General features: G+C 31.6%; 23 protein-coding genes and 2 pseudogenes. 21 read left to right on the top strand and 4 right to left on the bottom strand.

Annotated elements, in window-relative coordinates:
• The first annotated feature begins 190 nt into the window (after positions 1-190).
• Positions 191-370 carry an amino acid transporter gene (locus CEF14_RS05365; RefSeq protein ID WP_102691904.1) on the top strand — a complete coding sequence of 60 codons (180 nt, stop codon included), beginning with the start codon at positions 191-193 and terminating at the stop codon, positions 368-370.
• Between the two features lie 119 nt (positions 371-489).
• On the opposite strand, the gene CEF14_RS05360 is transcribed toward CEF14_RS05365, so the two are convergent.
• Positions 490-1236 (bottom strand): SDR family NAD(P)-dependent oxidoreductase, encoded by a 747-nt coding sequence (locus CEF14_RS05360; RefSeq protein ID WP_102691903.1) that lies wholly within the window; start codon positions 1234-1236, stop codon positions 490-492.
• Positions 1233-1703, bottom strand: a complete 471-nt coding sequence (locus CEF14_RS05355; protein ID WP_102691902.1) for a VOC family protein — start codon at positions 1701-1703, stop codon at positions 1233-1235. Before CEF14_RS05355 ends, CEF14_RS05360 begins: the two co-directional genes overlap by 4 nt.
• A gap of 400 nt (positions 1704-2103) precedes the next feature.
• Here CEF14_RS05355 and CEF14_RS05350 point away from each other — a divergent pair, with 400 nt between their 5' ends.
• The 13 genes from CEF14_RS05350 (at position 2104) to CEF14_RS05285 (ending at position 16810) form a co-directional block, all read left to right on the top strand.
• Positions 2104-4200 carry a peptidoglycan D,D-transpeptidase FtsI family protein gene (locus CEF14_RS05350; RefSeq protein WP_245890240.1) on the top strand — a complete coding sequence of 699 codons (2097 nt, stop codon included), beginning with the start codon at positions 2104-2106 and terminating at the stop codon, positions 4198-4200.
• A 91-nt stretch (positions 4201-4291) separates the two neighbouring features.
• Positions 4292-4831, top strand: coding sequence for a hypothetical protein (locus tag CEF14_RS05345; RefSeq protein ID WP_102691901.1), 540 nt, complete (start codon positions 4292-4294; stop codon positions 4829-4831).
• A gap of 421 nt (positions 4832-5252) precedes the next feature.
• Positions 5253-6470 carry a translocation protein TolB gene (locus CEF14_RS05340; RefSeq protein WP_102691900.1) on the top strand — a complete coding sequence of 406 codons (1218 nt, stop codon included), beginning with the start codon at positions 5253-5255 and terminating at the stop codon, positions 6468-6470.
• Between the two features lie 249 nt (positions 6471-6719).
• On the top strand, positions 6720-7328 hold the full coding sequence (locus tag CEF14_RS05335; RefSeq protein WP_102691899.1) for a transglutaminase-like domain-containing protein: 609 nt from the start codon (positions 6720-6722) through the stop codon (positions 7326-7328).
• Positions 7329-7361: 33 nt separating this feature from the next.
• Positions 7362-7985 carry a histidine phosphatase family protein gene (locus tag CEF14_RS05330; protein ID WP_102691898.1) on the top strand — a complete coding sequence of 208 codons (624 nt, stop codon included), beginning with the start codon at positions 7362-7364 and terminating at the stop codon, positions 7983-7985.
• 255 nt (positions 7986-8240) lie between these two features.
• On the top strand, positions 8241-8681 hold the full coding sequence (locus CEF14_RS05325; RefSeq protein WP_102691897.1) for an NUDIX domain-containing protein: 441 nt from the start codon (positions 8241-8243) through the stop codon (positions 8679-8681).
• A gap of 93 nt (positions 8682-8774) precedes the next feature.
• Positions 8775-9047, top strand: a complete 273-nt coding sequence (locus CEF14_RS05320) for a DUF4190 domain-containing protein (protein WP_102691896.1) — start codon at positions 8775-8777, stop codon at positions 9045-9047.
• A gap of 257 nt (positions 9048-9304) precedes the next feature.
• Positions 9305-10288, top strand: coding sequence for a ketoacyl-ACP synthase III (locus tag CEF14_RS05315; RefSeq protein WP_102691895.1), 984 nt, complete (start codon positions 9305-9307; stop codon positions 10286-10288).
• A 64-nt stretch (positions 10289-10352) separates the two neighbouring features.
• Complete coding sequence (locus tag CEF14_RS05310) at positions 10353-10913, top strand: phosphoglycerate mutase family protein (protein WP_102691894.1); 561 nt, start codon at positions 10353-10355, stop codon at positions 10911-10913.
• A gap of 529 nt (positions 10914-11442) precedes the next feature.
• Positions 11443-11727, top strand: coding sequence for a GNAT family N-acetyltransferase (locus CEF14_RS05300; RefSeq protein ID WP_245890059.1), 285 nt, complete (start codon positions 11443-11445; stop codon positions 11725-11727).
• Between the two features lie 399 nt (positions 11728-12126).
• Positions 12127-15333, top strand: coding sequence for a DEAD/DEAH box helicase (locus CEF14_RS05295; protein WP_102691893.1), 3207 nt, complete (start codon positions 12127-12129; stop codon positions 15331-15333).
• 520 nt (positions 15334-15853) lie between these two features.
• Positions 15854-16237 (top strand): hypothetical protein, encoded by a 384-nt coding sequence (locus CEF14_RS05290; RefSeq protein ID WP_102691892.1) that lies wholly within the window; start codon positions 15854-15856, stop codon positions 16235-16237.
• A 63-nt stretch (positions 16238-16300) separates the two neighbouring features.
• Positions 16301-16810 (top strand): GrpB family protein, encoded by a 510-nt coding sequence (locus tag CEF14_RS05285; RefSeq protein ID WP_102691891.1) that lies wholly within the window; start codon positions 16301-16303, stop codon positions 16808-16810.
• A 292-nt stretch (positions 16811-17102) separates the two neighbouring features.
• On the opposite strand, the gene CEF14_RS05280 is transcribed toward CEF14_RS05285, so the two are convergent.
• Complete coding sequence (locus CEF14_RS05280) at positions 17103-17507, bottom strand: hypothetical protein (RefSeq protein ID WP_102691890.1); 405 nt, start codon at positions 17505-17507, stop codon at positions 17103-17105.
• A gap of 88 nt (positions 17508-17595) precedes the next feature.
• Positions 17596-18123, bottom strand: coding sequence for a hypothetical protein (locus CEF14_RS05275; protein ID WP_102691889.1), 528 nt, complete (start codon positions 18121-18123; stop codon positions 17596-17598).
• 216 nt (positions 18124-18339) lie between these two features.
• On the opposite strand from CEF14_RS05275, the gene CEF14_RS05270 reads away from it, so the two are divergent.
• The 7 genes and pseudogenes from CEF14_RS05270 to CEF14_RS05240 all read left to right on the top strand — a co-directional run bounded on the left by CEF14_RS05270 (position 18340) and on the right by CEF14_RS05240 (position 21533).
• Positions 18340-18630, top strand: coding sequence for a hypothetical protein (locus CEF14_RS05270; RefSeq protein ID WP_102691888.1), 291 nt, complete (start codon positions 18340-18342; stop codon positions 18628-18630).
• Positions 18631-18858: 228 nt separating this feature from the next.
• Positions 18859-19323 (top strand): DUF4362 domain-containing protein, encoded by a 465-nt coding sequence (locus CEF14_RS05265; RefSeq protein WP_146013863.1) that lies wholly within the window; start codon positions 18859-18861, stop codon positions 19321-19323.
• Between the two features lie 70 nt (positions 19324-19393).
• Positions 19394-19756, top strand: coding sequence for a VOC family protein (locus CEF14_RS05260; RefSeq protein WP_102691886.1), 363 nt, complete (start codon positions 19394-19396; stop codon positions 19754-19756).
• A 75-nt stretch (positions 19757-19831) separates the two neighbouring features.
• A pseudogene (locus CEF14_RS05255) lies at positions 19832-20317 on the top strand (GNAT family N-acetyltransferase).
• Positions 20318-20344: 27 nt separating this feature from the next.
• Entirely contained in the window at positions 20345-20734 is a 390-nt protein-coding gene (locus tag CEF14_RS05250) for a YybH family protein (RefSeq protein WP_102691885.1), read from the top strand.
• 163 nt (positions 20735-20897) lie between these two features.
• A pseudogene (locus tag CEF14_RS19210) lies at positions 20898-20987 on the top strand (GNAT family N-acetyltransferase); the annotation flags it as partial.
• Positions 20988-21089: 102 nt separating this feature from the next.
• Positions 21090-21533 carry a GNAT family N-acetyltransferase gene (locus CEF14_RS05240; RefSeq protein ID WP_245890057.1) on the top strand — a complete coding sequence of 148 codons (444 nt, stop codon included), beginning with the start codon at positions 21090-21092 and terminating at the stop codon, positions 21531-21533.
• The last annotated feature ends 26 nt before the right edge of the window (positions 21534-21559 follow it).

Raw genomic sequence — 21559 nt, 5'->3', positions numbered from 1 at the left:
AATTATCGAATTCAAAGTTTTGAGAAAAGACAAGACATTAATTGGGGTATTCTTATATACCATAAATTTATGAAGTTAACCTAATGGTGTCTGAAATCTGAACATAATAATTGTATTTCATTGATAAGCAGAAAATTTTTCTCTATATATGGATTAGGAAATAATAGTTGCGTATATAAGGAGTGTTTGCATGGAAGAAGAAAAAAAGCCGTTCAATGATGTAATAGACCACCTAAATAAAATCGAAGGTAACCCTACAAACGGTGATTTTAAAAAATTACCAAAACCATTGAAATATATCGGATATGTTATGATTGTTCTCCTTTTAATACCTATCTTACTAACAATCGTATTTAAATTATCGAATTAATGATTGAAATGTAAGAGCATGTCATTTGTATTGCAAACTTGTATATTGAAAAAATGTACACGACTAACATTCAATTTAGAAATGTACATTTTTTTTGTACAATTTTATAAATAAACAAATTACCTAAGATATCCACCATTATTTAGATCAAAAGTGGCGCCAGTGTAATGTGTGGATTTTTCAGACAGTAGAAACACAACTGTGTCAGCAACATCTTCAGGTAAGACGGGGGTATTAATTAATTCGTGATGTAGATATTCTTTCTTCCTCCAATCAGGAATTACTGCCATCATTGACGTATCTACCATTGTAGGTGCTACTGCATTTACTTTTATATAGGGAGCAAAATTCATTGCACAGCTCTTTGTAAGGCCTAAAATAGCTGCTTTTGATAATCCATATATTGCATCAGAACTTCCTTCCATTCCAGATACAGAAGACATATTAACAATTGAACCATAAGTTTTATTCCGAAAGAGGATTTTAGCAAATTGTTGTGAAAAATATACAAAACCTTTAATATTGATATTTAAAACCCTATCAATCTCAGAAATCTCGTAATCTAATATATTTTTAGCCAAATAAATCCCAGCGTTATTAATCAAGCTATTACTATCTGGATGTTCATTTTGGATGTATTCAAAAAACTTTTGCACTTCATCATAATGACTTACATCCATTGTATATGTATAAAGATTTGTAGGAAATTTACTTTTACGATTTAAATTATCTAAGGACTCTTGATTGATATCACAAGCTATAACAGTAGCACCTTCATTTAAACACTTTTCAACAATTGCTTTCCCTATGCCTGCGCCAGCACCTGTGACAATTATTTTTTTATCTTCCAATGTAAAAGTTGTCATTTTACGATCCTTTCATTTTTTAATTCTTCCCATTCACCGAAAGTTAACTTATTCGAAATATGTTTTAGATGATCAGGAACTTCAACAAAACACATTAATTCTAAACTGTTTCCATCTGGATCTTTAAAGTAAACCGAAGCATTTCCTTGATAAGGACGAATAAAAGGTACAACTGAATCTCTACCACCTTCGCGTACTGCTTCAATTTGTATCGATTTTAACCATGTTAAAGAGTTCTTTAAATCTTGATACGATACTTCAAAAGCGATATGTCTAAGGGAGGGGTGGTAGAGTGTTTGATACTCTTGTCCTTCCCATAAACCAAGCCAACTTCTACCTTCTTCGACCCAAAAGAAAGCTGTTTTTTCATTTTTCCAAGCTAATTTCAAGCCTAATTTTACATAGAATTTTATGGATGTTTGTAAGTCTTTTACTGGCAAATGTGATTCATAGATTCCTTTTATCATTTTGATAACTCCTTTAGTAATATTTATATAACTGAATATACGATGAATTCAGAATAAAATAATCAACCAAAGGTCTGAATTTTTTTGCACAGCCGTTAAAACGATCGACCGTGCAAGCTTCCCAAAATGAGATGCTTCTCCAGAGATACTTAAACGTTGAGCTCTATAAGTCACCTAAAAAGTTATTTCAAAACATGATGTTTTTTTAATGATTGCAAAAATGCCAATTTTTATAAATAATGGTATTATGATAATTTATATCTATATTATTGTATAAAATGTAAAATATCAATTTTATTTTTGATAAAGTTCAAACGCTAGATGAATCAAAAAAGGGTGGTGTCTTTCTTTGCATCAAAGAAAACGAACAAACAAAAAACTTGAAAAGATCTCATTTCGAATGAATATTTTATTCTTTTTTATTTTCATTCTATTTTCAATCCTCATTTTGCGATTAGGTTATATGCAAATTGTGAAAGGTGAAGATTATGTTAGAGCGTTAAAAAATGCTGAAGAAATAACAGTGAATACGAATGTACCAAGAGGGCGTATCTATGATCGATATGGGCGTATTTTAGTGGACAATAAACCTAAAAATGCTATTACATATACTAAACTCCCAACAACAAAAGCCCAAGAAATGCTAGAAACTGCTAAAAAATTATCAAATCTTATTAAGATGGATACAAGCAAAATAGCATTACGCGATCAGCAAAATTATTGGATCGTACTTCATAAAGAAGATGCCTATAATAAAGTTTCAAAAAAAGAAGAAAAAGCAATCAATAATAATGAAAAACTATCTTCTTCACAAAAACAATCGAAAATTGATGAATTAGTTCGTGAACGCATAACAAACGAAGAACTGAAAAGTTTAACAAAGAAAGACTTACAAGTTTTAGCGATATATAGCAAAATGGTGGCGGGTTACAATTTAACGCCTCAAATTATAAAAAGTGATCATGTAACACGTAAAGAATTTGCTGTTGTATCTGAAAACTTACATGAATTACCAAATGTGAATACAACGACAGACTGGGCCCGTAAGAAAAAATCAGATTTAAGTATTCTAGGTTCAACTACAACACCTGTAGAAGGTATTCCAAAAGATAAATTAGACTACTATCTAGCTAGAAATTATTCGAGAAATGATCGAGTGGGGAAAAGTTATATAGAGGCAGAGTATGAAGAGCTCTTACAAGGGAAAAAGGCTGTGATAAAAAGCAAAACGAATACTGCTGGACAAGTAGTGGATACAACGACAGAATTTGATGGAACTCCTGGTAATGATTTAGTTTTGTCGGTTGATAGTGATTTACAATTAAAATTAGATGATATTGTTGAAAGACAATTGCTTGCAGCGAAATCTAAAGGTGGATCTAGCTTACTGGATCGTGCATTTTTAGTCATGATGAATCCAAATACTGGTGAAGTATTATCAATGGTAGGTAAAAAACTTGATCATGATGAAAATGGTAAACTCACAGTTAGTGATTATGCAATTGGGACGTTCACTTCTGCCTATGAAGTTGGCTCTGTTGTAAAACCTGCTACATTGTTAACAGGGTACTCACTAGGTGCAATTAGACCTAACCAGGTGTTATTAGATACTCCCATTAATATTGCCGGCACAATCAAAAAATCAATTTTTAATCCTTCTGGCTCGATGTATTTAACGGACTTAACGGCATTGGAAAAATCATCAAACGTTTATATGTTCCAGACAGCATTTAGGATTGCAGGTGTTAATTATGTACCTGGAGCTGCTTTAAGCATAGACGCTAAAAATTTTACAAAAGTCCGAAATTCTTTTGCACAGTTTGGCCTTGGTGTAGAAACGGGTATTGATTTACCTGGTGAAACTACAGGTGTAAAAGGTCCGGAAACTATTTCAGGTAAATTCCTTGATTTAGTAATTGGACAATATGATACCTTTACACCTCTACAATTGGCACAATATGTTTCAACGATTGCAAATGGAGGAAAAAGAATACAACCTCATTTATTAAAAGAAATTCGGAAACCTTCTGAAGATGGTAAAAAACTAGGAAGAATTATTGATGAAGTAAGTCCAAAAGTTTTAAATACGATCAATAATTCAAAGACAGAAATTGATCATGTGAAAATAGGGATGCACAGAGTCTATTATGGCAGTCAAGGTTCAGCCTCTTTTAACTTCAAAAACACAAATTTTGACGCTGCTGGGAAAACCGGTACTGCAGAAGTAGTTTACTATGGTCCACAGAGATCAGCGTATGGCACAAAAACTCTAACAATTACACATATAGGTTTTGCACCATATAAAAACCCTGAAATTGCTTATGCAGTCGTGATACCATGGGTGACAACTTCGGGGACAATTACGGAATACACGAATAATATCATTGCGAGACAAGCGATTGAGACCTATTTTAAATTACAAAAGAAAAGTATGAAAAATATAGATCAAACTGTTGGTCAAGATGTTCAAAAGTCTATTACTAATTTAAAAGAATAATTAGAAGTCAACGAAGGAATCAGAAGTTAATTACGATAAATTTTAAGGTGGCTTTCAATAGAATAAATTTAAATACTTGAGGAGGTCCTTTTTGAATTTTGTAGCTTGGATGATTGTAACTTGTGAAGTTTTGTTTTGGGTTGTTATTATTTCAGGTTTAGTGACTCGATATGTGTTCAAGCGAAATAAGTTAGGATTATTTTTATTAGCTTTAACACCAGTAATTGATCTCATTTTGTTAATTACAACGAGTATTGATCTATATCGTGGAGCAATTGCAACACAAGCTCATGGGATTGCAGCGGTTTACTTAGGTGTTTCCATCGGATTTGGAAAAAGCATGATTAACTGGGCGGATCAACGATTTCTTTATTATGTAAAGAAAGAAGGGACAAAACCTATTAAATTATTCGGTATGCAATATGCATTGAACAATTTGAAGGGTTGGGGAAAACACGTACTTTCCTATCTGATTGGTTCTGGACTTTTAGTAGGAATGATTTATTTAATAAATGATACCTCACAAACCGAAGCATTATTTAAAGTGTTAAAAATCTGGTCGTTTGTGTTAGGGATTGATCTTGTTTATACGCTCTCCTATTTTATTTGGCCCAAAAGGGAGAGGGCTTAAACTAAAAGAGTTGAAATCACAAGTACATGAGTTAATTTCATAATTCAAAGTTTTGATATAAAATACGAACATTAAAAGATTAAATTGTTATGCAATATCTATTATTGCGAATTCAAGGAAGCTTATTCAATGTCCTGTGGGAAAGCGAGACAAGTGAGACCCCGCAGGTAGCGTAAGCGGACGAGGAGGCTCACTGCTCGCCCACGGAAAGCGCCATCTGAAGCGGCATATTAAGTAAATAGTATAGTTGAAGTGTAATCCAAATTATTGGATCGTATATTTAAATAACGTTCGTGTTTTACGACTAGAATCGTATTTATGAAATTGATTCATATAAATAAATAGAGTTAATTTTATTTTAAAGAAATGCTTCGAATTTTTATTCTTCATTAGGACATCCTTATTTCAAGGAGGTCTAAGAATGGCAATTCGAACTTTATTATTGATCCTACTAATGGGTTTGAATTTTTCAATAGCAGTTTCAGCTGAAGCTCCACTTAAAGCAGCTTTTATTAGAAATCATCAATTATGGTTAAAAGAAGGTAATATAGAAACACAATTAACAGTGGGCCGGAATGTATTCTTTCCAAAGTGGTCATACGACGGTCGGTTTATTGCTTATATAGATGGTGATGATAAGCCGTATTTGTATATTTATGATTTGAAGAAAAAGGAAAATTATCAGCCATATATTGTTCAAACAAGAAATTTTAAATGGTCGCCTATATCAAATCAACTTGCTTACACTGACGATGGTGTTTTAAACGTCACAAAAACAAAGAATGATCAACCAAGAGGTTTTGAGAATGTTTCTCTGGGGGTTAGTGATTTCGAATGGTTTCCGAACGGAAAAGATTTTATCGTTTCGTCTCAAGCAAACCTGCTTCCTACTGGATGGCAACCTGTTCATCTTTTTAAAGTTCCTGTAGATGCCAATCTTGATACAAGTAAAATTAAACCTTTTTATACGATTCAAACAGCTCCAAATGATTTATTTGCGATTGATGCAGTAGCGTTTAAATGGAGTTGTGATGGCAAATGGCTTAGTTTTTTGGCAACGCCTACTGCATCTTGGTCAATGGATAGCAATACCCTTTGTGTCCTCTCATCAGTGGGCGTTAACTTTCAAGTAATAGGTAAAATGCTAGAGAAAGGTGATTGGATCAAATGGGCACCTACAAAAAATCAGCTAGCATTTATATCTGGTGAGGGGAGATTTTATGTTGATAACAAAAATACAACCGTTACTGATATTCCTACAGTGAGCGAACAAAAAGTATACACTCCTAAAGGATATGTTGATCTTGATTTGGATTGGCTCTCACCAGAAGAGGTAATTGTTGCCCGCGCAAAAGAAAATAAGGATTGGAAACTGGGGCCTGTTCCAACTATGTTTACTTCACTTTATGTCATCAATTTAAAATCAAATGAACAAATGCAGATTACGAATCCAAAGAAAAATGAAATCGATAATGCACCTCAAGTAGTTGGGCAAAAGATTACATGGTATCGAAACAATGAAAAGAATAACAGGGGAGAGGTATGGGTGAAAGATAGCAAAACTGAATTCGAACGACTTTGGATAAAAAATGTTGATTCTCCAGCAACTTTTTATCAAAAAACAAGGGAACTCCAATAATGAGGATTCCCTTGTTTTCATATAGATACCATTAATAGATTTTATCGAATTCATTATAATTGAATTCAATAGTAAACCCTTTTGGAGTCGATATCTTATTTAAACTATAAATCCTTCATAGCGAATACTACATGTACGATCACCATCTATTAACGAGGAATCATAAGATGTTTGTTTCCATATACCAGGAGAATTAACGGTATGTGTTGAAAGATTGTCTAAACTAATAAAAATTGAGAGGGATAATTGATGAAAATAATTTGTGAATCTGAACACTTAGAAGATTATCTGTTGGAATTGGATGTAGTAAACTACTCTGATTTAATCATAAAAAAGAAAATTGAGGAACTTTTTCATTCAACACAAACTGAAATAGAAAAGACAAAAATTGCATTTGAATTTGTTCGTGATGAAATAGTGCATTCTTGGGATATTCAAGGGAAGAAAGTTACTTATAAAGCTTCAGATGTACTAAAGGTTAAAGAAGGTATTTGCTATGCAAAGGCAAACCTCTTAGCTTCATTATTACGTTCGCAAGGAATACCAACAGGGTTCTGTTATCAGAGATTGATGTTGTTCGATACTCCAGAGAAAGGATATTCGATTCACGCTTTGAATGCAGTCTTTATAAAATCTCTTAACAAGTGGATCCGTTTAGATGCACGTGGCAACAAAGCTGGTGTTGATGCACAATTTTCAATAAATGAAGAAAAATTAGCGTTCTCAGTTAATGAGAAATTTGATGAAATAGATTATCCGATAATATACATAAAACCAAACTCAAAAACAATTGATGTATTAAAGGAACATACTAATGCATTAGAAATGTATAAACACCACTTACCTGAAAGTATTTAAGTATCAAATTCTATATGAAAGTAGGGATGTAGTTTGGTAACTCTCTATATTACAAGACATGGTGAAACTGAATGGAATTGTGAAGAGAGAATGCAAGGTTGGCTAGATTCAAATCTAACAGAAAAAGGTGAAAATAATGCTAGGTTATTGGGTCAAAGATTAGAGAATACAAATTTTGCTGCCATATTCTCAAGTCCTAGTGGAAGAACAAAAGCTACAGCAAATTTAATACGGGGAGATAGAGAAATTCCTATATATTACGATGATCAGTTAAAAGAAATGAATATGGGGATGTGGGAAGGTAAAGAATTATCAGCAATTAAAGAAATGTATCCAGTATCATATGAGTCTTTCTGGAATTCTCCTCACTTGTACAAACCAATTGAAGGTGAAACATTTGAAGAAACACGTCAAAGAGCAAGTCAAATAGTAGATCATATTAAGAAACACTATAAATCAGGTAATATCCTAATTGTTACTCATTCCATAATCATTAAATGCTTACTTACCATTTTTAAGAACGCAACAATTGAAAATCTATGGACTCCTCCATACATACATGATACTAGTCTTTCGATTGTAGAGATAAATAATTCAGGATATCAAATAATCCTGGAAGGAGATATATCTCATACGGAAGATAATGTAAGTGATTAGAGTACATTTTATGAAACCTATCAAAAAAATTGGTGTATAATATCAGTATAAACTAATATAATTTTTGTTTATGAACTGGAAAACTGTAGATAGGGTTCCGCTATTTATATAGGTCTGTGACCGAGGTCTACATCTTTTACGAATGTAAAAGGCACCTATTGACATAAAAGGTCCGAGGGGAAAGGTTCAGCGTATTTGTCATGCGTTGAATTCTTTCCCCTTGGGCCTTTTTAATTTTAAAGGAGGAGTTATAAGATGAAGAAAATTGATGAATTAGGCGCTGGTGTGGCAGTCATTATTTTCAATGATGAAAACCAAGTTTTATTACAAAAAAGAACAGATGTAGGTCTGTGGGGTATCCCTTCAGGTCATATAGAAATTGGGGAAACCGTATCTGAAGCAGCAATTCGGGAGGTAAAGGAGGAGGCCAATTTAGATATTAGAATTAAAAAATTAATTGGTATTTATTCCGATCCAAGTTCTCAGGTGTTTGAATATCCAAATGGTCAAGTTGTTCATTTTATAACAACTTGTTTTCTTGCTGAAATTACAGGTGGTGATTTGAAATGTAATTCAAATGAATCGCTCGATATCAAATTCTTTGATCAACAAAATCTTCCACAAGATTTATTGAAAATGCATCCAAGATGGTTAGAGGATGCTCTTTGTGACCAAGAGTTGGCATTTATTCGTTAAATAAGTTTTTGGTTATAAATGTATAAATGCATTTTCAAAAGTTAATGTATAATATGGTAAATTATTGTATCCTTTAATTGAAGGAGGGATAAAATGAGTAATACAAATACGAAATCGATAGCATCACTCATAATGGGCATATTATCTATATTCATACCTTTAGCAGGACTAATTCTGGGTATCGTAGGAATTATCGTATCAAATATAAGTTTAAAAGAGATGAAAGTTTCAAGTGAAAATGGAAAAGGTTTGGCTATATCAGGTATGATTTGTAGTATCATAGGAGTGTGCATTCAGATTATTTTAATCGGGTTTATGATTTTAGCATATTTTTCTTTTTCTGTATATAATACTGAAATTAAATAAAAATAGTTTTATAGCCAAAAATAAAATGCATCTCTTTGAACTGAACCCCCTAAGTTGGACAAAAAAGTCTAACTTAGGGGGGTATTTTAGTGGTTAAATATTCAAGTGAATTCAGGAAAAAAATTATTCATGGTGCATTTTTATTATTATTATAAGGGGAAATAATAAATTGAAGGTAATATTTAACTTTTATTAGTACCAAGTCATAGTAATAAGTGATAATATAATTGTATACACTAAAGATGAGGTGATCAATTTTGAATAATTCGAAAGCTCGAATTACAGCGATTGGTTCTTATGTTCCTAAAAAAAGATTAACAAATTTTGATTTAGAAAAGATGGTTGAAACAAATTACGGGTGGATTGTTCAACGTACTGGAATTACAGAGAGAAGAATAGCAAATGAAGATGAATTTACAAGTGATATAAGTTACAAAGCTGTAAAAGATATGATGGAACGCTATGATAAAACTTTAGATGATGTTGATATGATTATTGTTTGCACTTTAACACCAGATTTTAAAACGCCAAGTGTTGCTTCTTGTGTTCAGGAAAAATTAGGTATTAGAAATACTGGAGCAATGGATTTAAATGTTGCCTGCGCGGGCTTTACATATGGGTTACATGTTGCAAATGGATTAATTACTTCTGGTTTAAACAAGAAAATATTGGTGATTGGTGCTGAAACATTATCGAAAGTAACTGATTATACAGATAGATCCACATGTATCTTGTTTGAAGATGGCGGAGGAGCAGTTCTTGTTGAATATGATGAACAAAACCCCAGCTTTATTTCCGCGAATTTAGGATCTGAAGGTGAAGGGGGAAAAAATTTATACTGTACAAATTTATCAACAAGAATGAATGGAAACGATTTAGCTGGCAATGGTAATATTGTTCAAAATGGTAGGGAGGTTTATAAGTGGGCCGTAAAGACAGTACCAAAAGGAATGAAATCAGTTTTAGAAAAAGCCCTAATAGACATAAAAGAAGTAGCTTGGTTTGTACCGCATAGTGCAAATTTAAAGATGATTAATTCGATTTGTGAAAAAAGTGATTTTTCAAAAGAGCATACACTTTATAGTTTAGTTGAATACGGAAACACTTCTTCAGCATCGATTCCATTATCTCTAGCTAAAGCGGTGAGTGAAGGGAAAATTAAAAATGGAGATAAACTCTTATTGTACGGCTTTGGCGGAGGTTTAGCTCATGCTGGATTACTGATTAATTGGTCATTATAAAAATTAAGATAAATTGAATTTTTAATTATTTGAATATATAGACTATTTATAACGGGAGAATATTATGGAGATTACATTGATACGACATGGAAAATCGAAACATATAGAAAATAATCGAATAACCAGTACAGAATTTCAAGATTGGATTAAAAAATATAATGGTAGCGGTGTTATTGACGAACTTCATTACCCTTCTGAAACAGTTGAAAAAATAAATACTGCAAAAATGATTATAACAAGTAATTTAAAGAGGTCTATTGAGTCGGCAAAATTGGTAAATCCAAAAATAAAAACTCATTCAGATCGTTTGTTCCGTGAAACCGAATTACCTAACTTTACAAAACGATTAAGGCTAAAATTGAGACCAAATAGTTGGGCAGTTATTTTAAGAAGTTTATGGTTAATTGGATACTCAAGAAAATGTGAGTCATTGGCAGAAGCAAAAAAGAGAGCAAAACTTGCATCAGAAAAGTTAATTCAGTTTGCTCAGGAAAATACAAAGGTTGTTCTAATTGGACATGGTTTTTTTAATCAATTAATATCTAAAGAACTTATTAGAAAGGGATGGAAAGGTAAAAGAAAAACAAGTACTAAACACTGGACTTGTACTACATATTCCATATGAACAGGTTATGATTATCTACATTTTAAGTAGATCTGATTATTTAATCCATATACAAGTTTTAAATAATAGAATAGAGGTGGATTATGGAAACATTCAGCCTATCTTCAATAGTCTTTATCGTTTTAGGATTACTTTTCTGGGGTTTGAATTGGTTAAGCGAGGGCTATAATGAGTTTAATGGCCATTTTTAAAAAGGAAAAAGGTTCTATAAAGTTTATATCATTTATTTTAATTTTTACGATCCTATTAACGGTTACTTTATTAGAATCATTTCAAGTTCTTCGGATTTTAACTTGGTTAAAGAAAATCACAGCATAATTACTATGTTCAACTCCTATCTTGAGTCTGAGAACAAAAGCAATGATTATAAAGAAAGTTAAATAACCATTTAGCTATTAGTAAAAGTAAAATTTATTTTAATTTATAAAAATTAAAGAGGAGATAGGGAACTATAAATGTACGAAACATGTTGCGCTGTTAAAAACGAGCTTTCCTTGATCCAAAATTTTGGTTTAGGATGGCATGTGAAATGGGAGAAATAGATGGCATCCCATTGCCAAATACAAAAAGAGTTAATGAAGTTGAACAGTTATTTTTTATGGGAAATGAAAATGGAAATCTCATATTTAGAGTAGCAGTAAATGAAAATAATGAGATTGTCGCTTGTGCAGGTGGCCTTTTAAGAAAAGAGTACTCCTTCCCTTTAAGTGAAGAGCAATCTCTTTTTGGTTGGATCATAGCTGTTTATACTTTACCACAATATAGAAATAATGGTTTAGCTGATCGACTGGTAGATGAAGTTTGTTTATGTTAAAAGATAAAGGTGCAAAGAGAGTTAGATTATGGTCTAGTTCAAGAGCGCGAAAAGTATATGAAAATTTAGGCTTTAAATCGATGTTAGATATGGAGAAACCGTTAAATTAATGGGGAGAGTAATATGCATTATTCATAATTCCAATTAACTTGAAAGTAATAAAAATGGTTTGATTTTACAAATGAACGAAAAGAGTATCGACAACAAATGGATTATTACAGTTTAATATTTTTGGTTCATTTAACAAACAGGTACTTATCTATTATAGAAAAAGGTATCTGTTTATTTATTATAAGAATCGCCAAGGTTCGTTTGATTATTGAGAACATGATAAAATGAGAAGGACTAAATATTTTTGTAAAAAAAGTACCATCGACTGAAAGAAAGGAGCGGGAGTACATGGATATTAAAGTAACTCACAAGATGATTAAAGAAATGTGCGGTACCGTTGCCTTTAAAAGAGGAGACTCTTTTTATCGATCCAATAAAGTGATGTTTAAGGAATACCGAAGTGATTATTGTGATGCAATTGTAGATGGAACGGAAGATTTTCATGTCACAATTGAAAAAGATTCAACAGGTAAAATGAAGACAAAATGCAGCTGTCCAACACTAGCTAATTTTCAAAAAAGTTGTCAACACGTCGCAGCTGTTTTATTAGCAATATATGAACATCAAAAACATGGAACAACTACAATTGATATAAAAGACCAACCAAATAAAAATAGAGAAATGACGAATGATTTCATGAGAATCTTTAGTCATCAAACAAAGAGAAATAGTGGACAGCAGCTTCATTTTGAAAAAAGAGAAGTATTGGATGTACTATTTATACTTAAACCGATTTCTCTGGGAGAAAATCAGCATTTGTTTGGAATAGAAGTAAAAATTGGGGCTATAAAGGTACAAAATATTCGTGCCTTCTTACAAGATGTAAAACAAGGTACACCAACAATATTATCTCCTACATCTTTTTACAATCCAAATATCCATTATGTTAAAAATAAATCGGATGAAGTGATTCAACAATTAATTGGAATTTTAGAGGATGAAAAAGCTGTTTTGAATTCATCTCCAAAATTAGTTGAAGAAAATGGAGGTACGCAAACATTACCGATTCCCCCAACTATTTGGTACGGGCTGTCCAGATTACTGGAATCTGTCCCAGTAACATTTGAAAATAAGGGACAATATTTTGATAGGTTACAAGTATTGAATGGACCGCCACCATTGCACTTTTCAATCGATGAAATAGATCGTAATAATTATCAGTTGACCATTAAAGGCTTCGAAAAATTAATCATCATGGATGCTTATAAATGTGTGATAGTTGATGGAAAAGTATTCAATATAGAGGAAAAGGATTTTGAACGATTATCTGAACTGAAGAAAATGATACCTTCAATAGATTCAAACCAAATTTTGATTTCCCATGAACAAATCGATTTATTTCTCAATAAGGTTGTTCCTGGTTTAAAAAAAATTGGAGAAGTTCAACTGTCTCAAAAAGTATCTCAGAAGATTATGAAAGAACCACTAGTTGCCAAGCTGTACTTAGATCGAGTTCATAATCGTCTACTTGCTGGATTAGAGTTTCAATATGAAAATAGTATAATTCAACCATTAGAAAAAAGAGATATTGCAACCGGCCCAATGATTATTCGGGATATAGATCAGGAAGAGGAAATACTTCAACTTATGGAGAACAGCGGCTTTTCTATTACTGAGGGTGGCTATTATATGCAAAATGAGGAACTGGAGTATGAATTTTTATATCATATTGTTCCAAAGCTTCAACAGTTAGTACAGATTTATGCAACAACTGCTGTTCGAAATCGTATTATGACAAAAAATGCTTTTCCTAAAATAAGAGTCAAGCACCAAAAAGATCGAATGAATTGGTTGGAGTTTACATTTGAGATGAATGGTATTCCTGATGATCAGATACGAGAAATATTAGAGGCACTTGAGGAAAAACGCAAATATTATCGACTTCGTGACGGTTCACTCCTTTCACTTGAAACAAAGGAAATGGAAGAACTCCATCGCTTTCTAAGTGAAGTTCCTACTCAGGATGATGGTTTTGAAGAAAGCCTTCATATGCCACTTATTCATGGCCTTAAATTCCTTGATAGGCTTGAAAGTAAAATTTTCACGGTAGAGGAATCTTTTCGCCAGTTCATTGGTCAGTTAATTCACCCAAGTTTACTAGAAATAGAAGTGCCTCAAAGTTTAAATAATCTATTAAGAGACTATCAAAAAGACGGATATAAATGGTTGAAGACACTTGCTAACTACGGGTTTGGTGGAATTCTAGCAGATGATATGGGACTTGGAAAAACAGTTCAAAGTATTACATTTATTGTATCCGAACTTTCAAACATACGTATGATGAAGCAGCCTGTATTGATTGTTTGTCCTTCATCTCTAACATACAATTGGTTGCACGAAATCGTAAAATTTGGGCCTGAAATTCAAGTAATTGTGATGGACGGCAATAAAGTGGAGCGAGAACAACTTCAAAAGGATATTGAAGGTGTAGATGTTATTATTACATCTTACTCGTTACTTCGACATGATATTAAGTGGTATGAAAACCAAACATTCCGTTCTGTATTCTTTGACGAGGCACAGGCATTTAAAAATCCGACAACACAAACTGCAAGAGCCGCTAAAAAAATAAAAGCAAATCATCGTTTCGGTCTTACTGGTACACCGATTGAAAATTCACTCGAAGAACTCTGGTCCATATACCATATTGTTTTCCCAGAATTACTTCAAGGATTAAGAGAATTCAGTTATCTATCTAGAAAAGCTGTGGCTAGAAGGGTTCGTCCGTTTTTATTACGAAGATTAAAACAAGACGTGCTAGCAGAGTTGCCACAAAAAGTTGAATCACTTGAATTATCAGAGCTATTACCTGAACAGAAGAAACTTTATGCAGCTTATTTAGCGAAACTCCGACATAAGACTTTAAAACATCTTGATCAGGAGACTATTCGCAAAAATCGGATTAAAATTTTAGCTGGATTAACAAGGTTAAGACAAATATGTTGTCATCCTGCTTTATTTGTTGAGGGATATAAAGGAAGCTCGGCAAAATTCGAACAGTTGTTAAAAATAGTAGAGGAATCAAAGCTTTCTGGAAAAAAGGTACTAATATTCTCTCAATTTACCAAAATGCTTGGGTTAATTGGTAAGGAGCTTACAATAAGAGGGCAACTGTTTTTCTATCTTGATGGACAAACCCCCTCAGAAAAAAGAGTAGAGATTTGTGATCGATTCAATTCTGGTGAACGTGATTTGTTCCTTATTTCCCTAAAAGCAGGTGGGACAGGTTTAAACCTTTCAGGTGCAGATACAGTTATCCTATATGATCTTTGGTGGAATCCTGCAGTTGAACAGCAAGCCACTGATCGCGCACATCGATTTGGTCAAAGAAATGAGGTACAGGTAATAAAACTCGTTGCAAAAGGAACAATTGAAGAAAAAATGAACGAGCTCCAGGAAAAGAAGAAAGAGCTTATTGCTGATATTCTAGATTCATCGGAAAGCGCAGCATCAAAACTTACTGAAGATGATATAAGAGAAATTTTACAGATTTAAATACTATTTTTGAAAATAACAAAGACACTACTCTTTAGTCGGAGTAGTGTCTTTTGTTGTTTGGAAGTATTTTTTTATGCATCGGATTTCTCTGTTATGTTTAATAATCACTTGATATAAATACCATATGAAATGAAATATGGAATAATATAGTTGATAAGAATATAATTATAGATGGAATAATTTTCTTCTGTATCCATCATCAAGGTTATATTTTTCTTGAGATCATTTCATACTAGAATTGAGGCAATGTCTATCAAATAATAAAGGCAGGAGTTAATCATTAATTATCCAGTATTAAAGGACTTAAAAATAGTATTAGGTTTTTTCATATCGATTTTATTTGGGATTATCGCAATTATTTTAGCTGTTAAAAGAAATGACTTTTGGGTTGAATTTGTTGTTCTTGAAATAATTTTATTGTTCCTTTGTGTAAATAGGGCGAATAATCTCAATAAGAAATAATTTTCGGAGTGAATCGTTATTGAATAGTGAATCAGAGGTGAGGTGAAGTAAAGTAATGCAATTAAAAAAAATCACAATATATATGTTCATCGTATTTAGCCTTTTAGTTGGATGTGGACACAATGATAAGACTACTGTTATGAGTCATGCGCCAACTGTTGCTGAAGAATTAAAACAAGATCAAAATGTGGATATTTTTTTGTTAGACAATACTGTTTATAAAACAAATATTGATTGGGTAAATCAATTAAGTCTTACAAAAAAGAAATTGATTGGGAAAATTGAAACTCAATATTCCATAAAATCAGATGAGCCTTTTAAAAATAGAATGGCTACTAAATTGCCTATTGGAAGTAAGATATATTCTACTAATGAGAGAAATGATGTACTGATTGTTCAATGTAAAGGAAAAGAAAAGAAAAGAAATATTACAAATTAACAGAGGGATGAAAAGAAACAGCAAAGTAATATATTATTTTTGTACAGAAGGTAGGTGTTATTATTGCTCGGACTACCAAGAGGAGTGGTATTTATAATTCCATGGACTAGTGAATGGGAAGAAGAATTTTTAGCAGAAAAAAGAAAGATAGAAGACTTAATTGGTCATCATATTTTAGCGATTCATCATATTGGTAGTACGTCTGTACCACACTTGAGTGCTAAACCAATTATTGACATAGCTATCGAAGTGAATAAATTTGATGATGGTTTAGCATGTATTTCATGCTTAGAAACACTAGGTTATAAGTACAGAGGAACTGGTGTATTGCCTGAAAGACATTATTTCAATAAAGGAGAACCAAGAACTCATCAAATTCATATGTATGAAAGCGGTAGTAAATACTTAATGGAGCAAGTACAGTTTAGAAACTTTTTAAGAGACAACGAAACTGCAAGAATTGAATATGAAAATCTGAAACTAAAGCTTTCACATAAGAATAAAAATGATAAACATCAATATGCAAAGGATAAGACGAAATTTGTGATGTCTATTCTAAAAAAGATTAAATAAGAAAGTCTTTTAAATTTGGTGCATTTAGATAAATATAACGCTTATCCAACAAACTATTCCAAATCATCTAATGAGCAAAGTAACATCTATTCGTCTATTAATGCGGACAATGCTGCCATTAGGTATTTTATGTGCATCACTTTGCGTAGAGTATATGTATTGGTTATTTTAGGTTAATGAAATTGAATAAAATGAATTTCTGAAAATACGTAAAAAGTCAGCAAAAGTTTTGTGTCACTACATTTTTTAGTGGTCTCAAAAAAACTGCTGACTTTTTTTATTTATTTGTTGGCTATTCTATACGATTGGGATTGCGGTCAATGAATTCTTCGATTTCGTCCGCTAACATATAAACACAATGGTAATAATGTTTTTCTGAAAGAACTCCTTTAGCCCTCCATTTTTGCATTTCATTATAATGGAATTCGTAAAAATAACTTTCTATTTCTCTTCGTGAGATTCCTTGTTTTTCGGCCATATCAGATATAGAAAAACCCTCTTTCCAATACTGTTCAAATTGATTTCGACTCAATCCTAAGTATTGAAAAATTGCATTATAATCATATTTGACATGATAAACAACAAGTCCTCCATCTTCTTCCCCTTGCTTCAGATCAGTTTGTTCTGCATGTGCAATTAATGAGCTTGAAAAAATAATGATCAAGAAAAGAAATAACTGTCGAAAAACATGTTTCAAATTGATTTCTCCTTTTAATTAAATGATGAGAGTTCAGGAACTTAGAGCAAAAAGGTAATTGGTTTACGTCAAATAGCTTTCATATAAATTATCTTACTGAATTCGCAATTGCAATTAAATTTTTCATACTAATTTTTTTATCGCTTTTCTGATCCACACTTAAAATGTACTGCAATCCATTCTTTTCGAAAGCTAAAGTATTATAGTCTGTAAATGTTTTACTAAAAATCGCTTCACTTCCATCGTTCAGTTTCACTTTTTGATCAATGTCTTTTTCTTCAAATATTACTTTATAAGCAACTGGTCTAATGTTTATTTTGTAATGGTTGTTCGGTGATTTTTCATTGATAAATTCGAATTCTAATTCGTCATTTTCTTCGCCGTCTAAATCGTTAAGTTTTCCAAAAGCATGTGTGAAACGTAAGGCTGGTAGCTGAGAGGGGAGTGCAACGTTTGTTTTGAAAAGCTCATTGCTCTCTATTAAAGCATTAGAAATATCTTTATACCCTATATCGTAATAGTACTTTTCAAAATCATTACTCGCAGCGTTTACAAAATTGACATTTATGTGGAGAAACAATAAAAAGGAAAAAATAGTTATAAATAATTTTTTCATTTTAAATCATCCTTATACTGTTTATTTATTGATAGGATAAATCAATACAGGATTTTTATACATAAGTATAAAATTTATAGTCCTCGATAGTCTATATATAAAAAAAGAAACATTACAATAAGGAAAGTAAATACCTCTAAAAGAAATTTTAATTGACTCCTAGTATGAAGTCTTTTAAGGAGGAAATACTATGTTCAAAGGTGGTGGAATTAATCCATGAATAAAAAAATACAAGTAATCATATTAACGAGTCTATTTCTGATTTTCATAGCTCCAGTTGCTCTTGCCAAAAATCAACCAAATGATCATTTGTACACCTATTTAACGGATGATAGTATTTACAAAGAATATAAAAATGCAAGCATAACTGAACGTAAAAAAATGATAGTGACTGCATATAAGGATTTAGAAAAAGATTTAGGGAAGTCTTTGATTGATGTTGACCTTAAACCTAATAGCATTTCTAACAACAATATCTTTTTTATTCCTTCAATTCTTGAGGATTAGATTTTTGGTGAAACATCGAAATTTATCATTGGGATGCAGAGTAGTTGAAAATATAAACAATGATTTTCGTAAAAAGAATAAAATTAGATTTTCTAAAAGACAGCTATACAAAATTGAAGCTGTCTTTTTATTTGAATAACATAGGAAAAATTGTATATAATACCAATTTTATTTATAATTAGATTACTAAACACATTACAAGGGGGCAAAAATTTGAGGAATATTTACATGATCTATATTTTACTGGTCATTGTAATTGGTTGTTATGGATGCAAACAAGGCAAATCTGAAACTATTTCTCAAATACCCTATGAATCAAAAGAAGCCATTAAGAGAGGTGATGTAGTTCAAATTGGTATTACAGTTTACAATTTTGATCGATTTAACCAATTTATAACTAATTATCATAAGAAGAAAACAGATAAAGTTAGAATAACTAGCTATACCATCGAAGGTGATCCAATCTTTATTGATTTAGATTATGATGGAGAAACTATAGAGTATATCAATGACAACTCTAATGATGCATACGGTACTAAAGAAATAAATAAGGTTAAATGCACAAAGATGGAGAAGAAAACGAACGGACAGGGAAAAGTAGAGTATTTCGTATCCAGTTGTTCAAAAACTAACAATTATTCAGTTTTGAGTATAGATCAGAGGGATTTTCAATATAAACAACTAAAGGAATAATTTCGCTTGGAGAATTGAAGAGGAGATTATTTGATTATTTAAATGCAATAATAATTTGGAGAGTGAATTCATGAATCTTTCAATGTGTATGATTTCTATAAAGGTAACTGATATCGAAAAAGCTAAACAATTTTATTGTAAAAAATTAGGATTTCAATTTAAAAAAGCCTATGGTAATCAACTAGTTGAGCTTAATATAGATGATCTACCAATTATCATAGAAGAAGTATCGGACCTGAATAGGTTAAATTATTCCGATCATTCACAGATTATTTTGGGGTTGAAAACGAAGAATTTACTAACTGAAATGAAAGAACTAAAGGATAACGAGATTGAGTTATTATTTGAAGAGCCTCAAAAATGTCCACCTGGTATATTTAATGTAATTAAAGATCCTTTTGGAAACTTTATTGAAATTTTAGAGTTTCAATAATTATAAGCATTTTATAAAGAAAATGAAGAAATACTGATAATGTGTTTCTTTTTATTTTAATTTTGGAGTGATCAAATGCCTAACATAAAACTCGTTAAATTCACAAAACAAGATTTTAACGATTATTATAGCCTGGTTTCTAATGAACAAGTGATGGCCATGATTACTGAGAGAGCACTTTCATTTGAAGAAGCTAAAAGAAACTTTAACCATTTTGTAATTCGAAATGAACAGTTTGAGCACTTTGGTAATTATAAAGTTTATGATAGCGATACAGGTGAAATTTTGGGCTCAGGAAATCTTAAGGTTAACGAAAAAAGATTAGATGAAGCGGAAATAGGTTATATGTTGTTACCAAGCTATTGGGGTTAAGGGTATGGGAGTATAATTGCCTCAGTCTTAGTACAAAAAGCAAAGAGAGCTAAATTAAGCAAACTTACTGCAATTATTGATCCAAATCATATACCATCTAGGAAAATTTTAATCAAACTAGGATTTTTATCTAAAAAAGAATGCGAAATTGATGGATTACCAGGAGAAATATTTTTGAAAAAATTATAGATAATATCAAGTTTGGAGGTTTATAAAATGACTCATGAAATCAAAGAGATCATCAAGAAATGTGATTTAGCGATTAAGAACGCAGATTTTGATTTGCTAATGAATTACTACACTGAAGATGCTATTCTGGTCGTTAAGCCAGGAATGATTGCTAAAGGAAAAGAAGAAATTAGAAAAGCTTTTATCGCAATAGCAAACTATTTCAATAATAGTATAGAACCATCACAAGGAGACATGATTATTTTAGAAGCAGAAGATACTGCACTAGTTATTTCACAAACATTGTTAGATTCCGATAAAAAGGATTCAGGATACTCCATGGATAGAAGAGCAACTTATGTGTTTAGAAAGAATTTGAGTGGAGAATGGCTCTGTGCGATAGATAATTCTTATGGTACAGATTTACTTAATAAATAATCATATACTTTTATAGTTCCAAAAAAAAGAATTATAGTTTCTTATTACAATTATGAAAAATATATGGATTTACTAGTATAATAAAAATTATTCAATCAATTTTAAAGGGGGCTTTCACCATGGCATTTGTTAACTATTTGATTGTTGATAAGTTTAAGAACACAGTGCACATTACTTATATAGGAGTCTAGGATTCGTAGATCATGGTGACCGTTTTGGAAAAGAAATGTCTGTTATAAAATACTTGAAGTAGAAAATTCTTCAAGAGAACTAATTGATAAAAAAAAATTACTTAAGCATAATTCTTTTCTATCTCTCAACTCAATAAAATTTCTTGGTAAAAGGAGTATAAGTTTTGGAATTTGACTATGTAATTTTCACATCAATACCTAAAGGAACTATGTTAGATAACATTTTTGGATTACATACTAAAATTTTTGGAGAAGATGAAAAACTAAAAAGTATTTTAACAAGCAAACCAAAACTTTTAACGATAGTTGCTCTAGATGGAGACAATGTTATTGGATATAAATTGGGTTATGAATTGAATCAGGATATCTTTTATAGTTGGCTAGGTGGGGTAGCTAAAGATTATCGAAATCAAGGAATAGCCACAACATTGATGGAAAAACAGCATTTATTTTTAAAAGAATCCGGTTATCGATCTGTTCAGACGAAAACAATGAATAAATGGAGAAGTATGCTGATAGTAAATATAAAAAGCGGATTTGATATTGTTGAAACACAAGTTAATCGTAAAGGCATACGTAAGATCCTTCTTCAAAAGAATTTTGAGTAAATTTAGTTATTGAAGATTGAACCCAT

It is taken from the genome of Rummeliibacillus pycnus (genome assembly GCF_002884495.1).
Classification (GTDB): Bacteria; Bacillota; Bacilli; order Bacillales_A; family Planococcaceae; genus Rummeliibacillus; species Rummeliibacillus pycnus.
Note: the sequence above shows the minus strand (reverse complement) of the source record. Positions and strands in the feature narration are given on the sequence as shown.

Bases quoted from the DNA above. Each gene is read 5' to 3' on its own strand.
- CEF14_RS05270 (WP_102691888.1), top strand. From the start codon at position 18,340: ATGAATAAAAAAATACAAGTAATCATATTAACGAGTCTATTTCTGATT.
- CEF14_RS05300 (WP_245890059.1), top strand. From the start codon at position 11,443: ATGGGAGAAATAGATGGCATCCCATTGCCAAATACAAAAAGAGTTAAT.
- CEF14_RS05275 (WP_102691889.1), bottom strand. From the start codon at position 18,123: ATGAAAAAATTATTTATAACTATTTTTTCCTTTTTATTGTTTCTCCAC.
- CEF14_RS05360 (WP_102691903.1), bottom strand. From the start codon at position 1,236: ATGACAACTTTTACATTGGAAGATAAAAAAATAATTGTCACAGGTGCT.
- CEF14_RS05295 (WP_102691893.1), top strand. From the start codon at position 12,127: ATGGATATTAAAGTAACTCACAAGATGATTAAAGAAATGTGCGGTACC.
- CEF14_RS05335 (WP_102691899.1), top strand. From the start codon at position 6,720: ATGAAAATAATTTGTGAATCTGAACACTTAGAAGATTATCTGTTGGAA.
- CEF14_RS05265 (WP_146013863.1), top strand. From the start codon at position 18,859: ATGATCTATATTTTACTGGTCATTGTAATTGGTTGTTATGGATGCAAA.
- CEF14_RS05340 (WP_102691900.1), top strand. From the start codon at position 5,253: ATGGCAATTCGAACTTTATTATTGATCCTACTAATGGGTTTGAATTTT.
- CEF14_RS05355 (WP_102691902.1), bottom strand. From the start codon at position 1,703: ATGATAAAAGGAATCTATGAATCACATTTGCCAGTAAAAGACTTACAA.
- CEF14_RS05290 (WP_102691892.1), top strand. From the start codon at position 15,854: ATGCAATTAAAAAAAATCACAATATATATGTTCATCGTATTTAGCCTT.
- CEF14_RS05310 (WP_102691894.1), top strand. From the start codon at position 10,353: ATGGAGATTACATTGATACGACATGGAAAATCGAAACATATAGAAAAT.
- CEF14_RS05365 (WP_102691904.1), top strand. From the start codon at position 191: ATGGAAGAAGAAAAAAAGCCGTTCAATGATGTAATAGACCACCTAAAT.
- CEF14_RS05350 (WP_245890240.1), top strand. From the start codon at position 2,104: ATGAATATTTTATTCTTTTTTATTTTCATTCTATTTTCAATCCTCATT.
- CEF14_RS05320 (WP_102691896.1), top strand. From the start codon at position 8,775: ATGAGTAATACAAATACGAAATCGATAGCATCACTCATAATGGGCATA.
- CEF14_RS05325 (WP_102691897.1), top strand. From the start codon at position 8,241: ATGAAGAAAATTGATGAATTAGGCGCTGGTGTGGCAGTCATTATTTTC.
- CEF14_RS05250 (WP_102691885.1), top strand. From the start codon at position 20,345: ATGACTCATGAAATCAAAGAGATCATCAAGAAATGTGATTTAGCGATT.
- CEF14_RS05260 (WP_102691886.1), top strand. From the start codon at position 19,394: ATGAATCTTTCAATGTGTATGATTTCTATAAAGGTAACTGATATCGAA.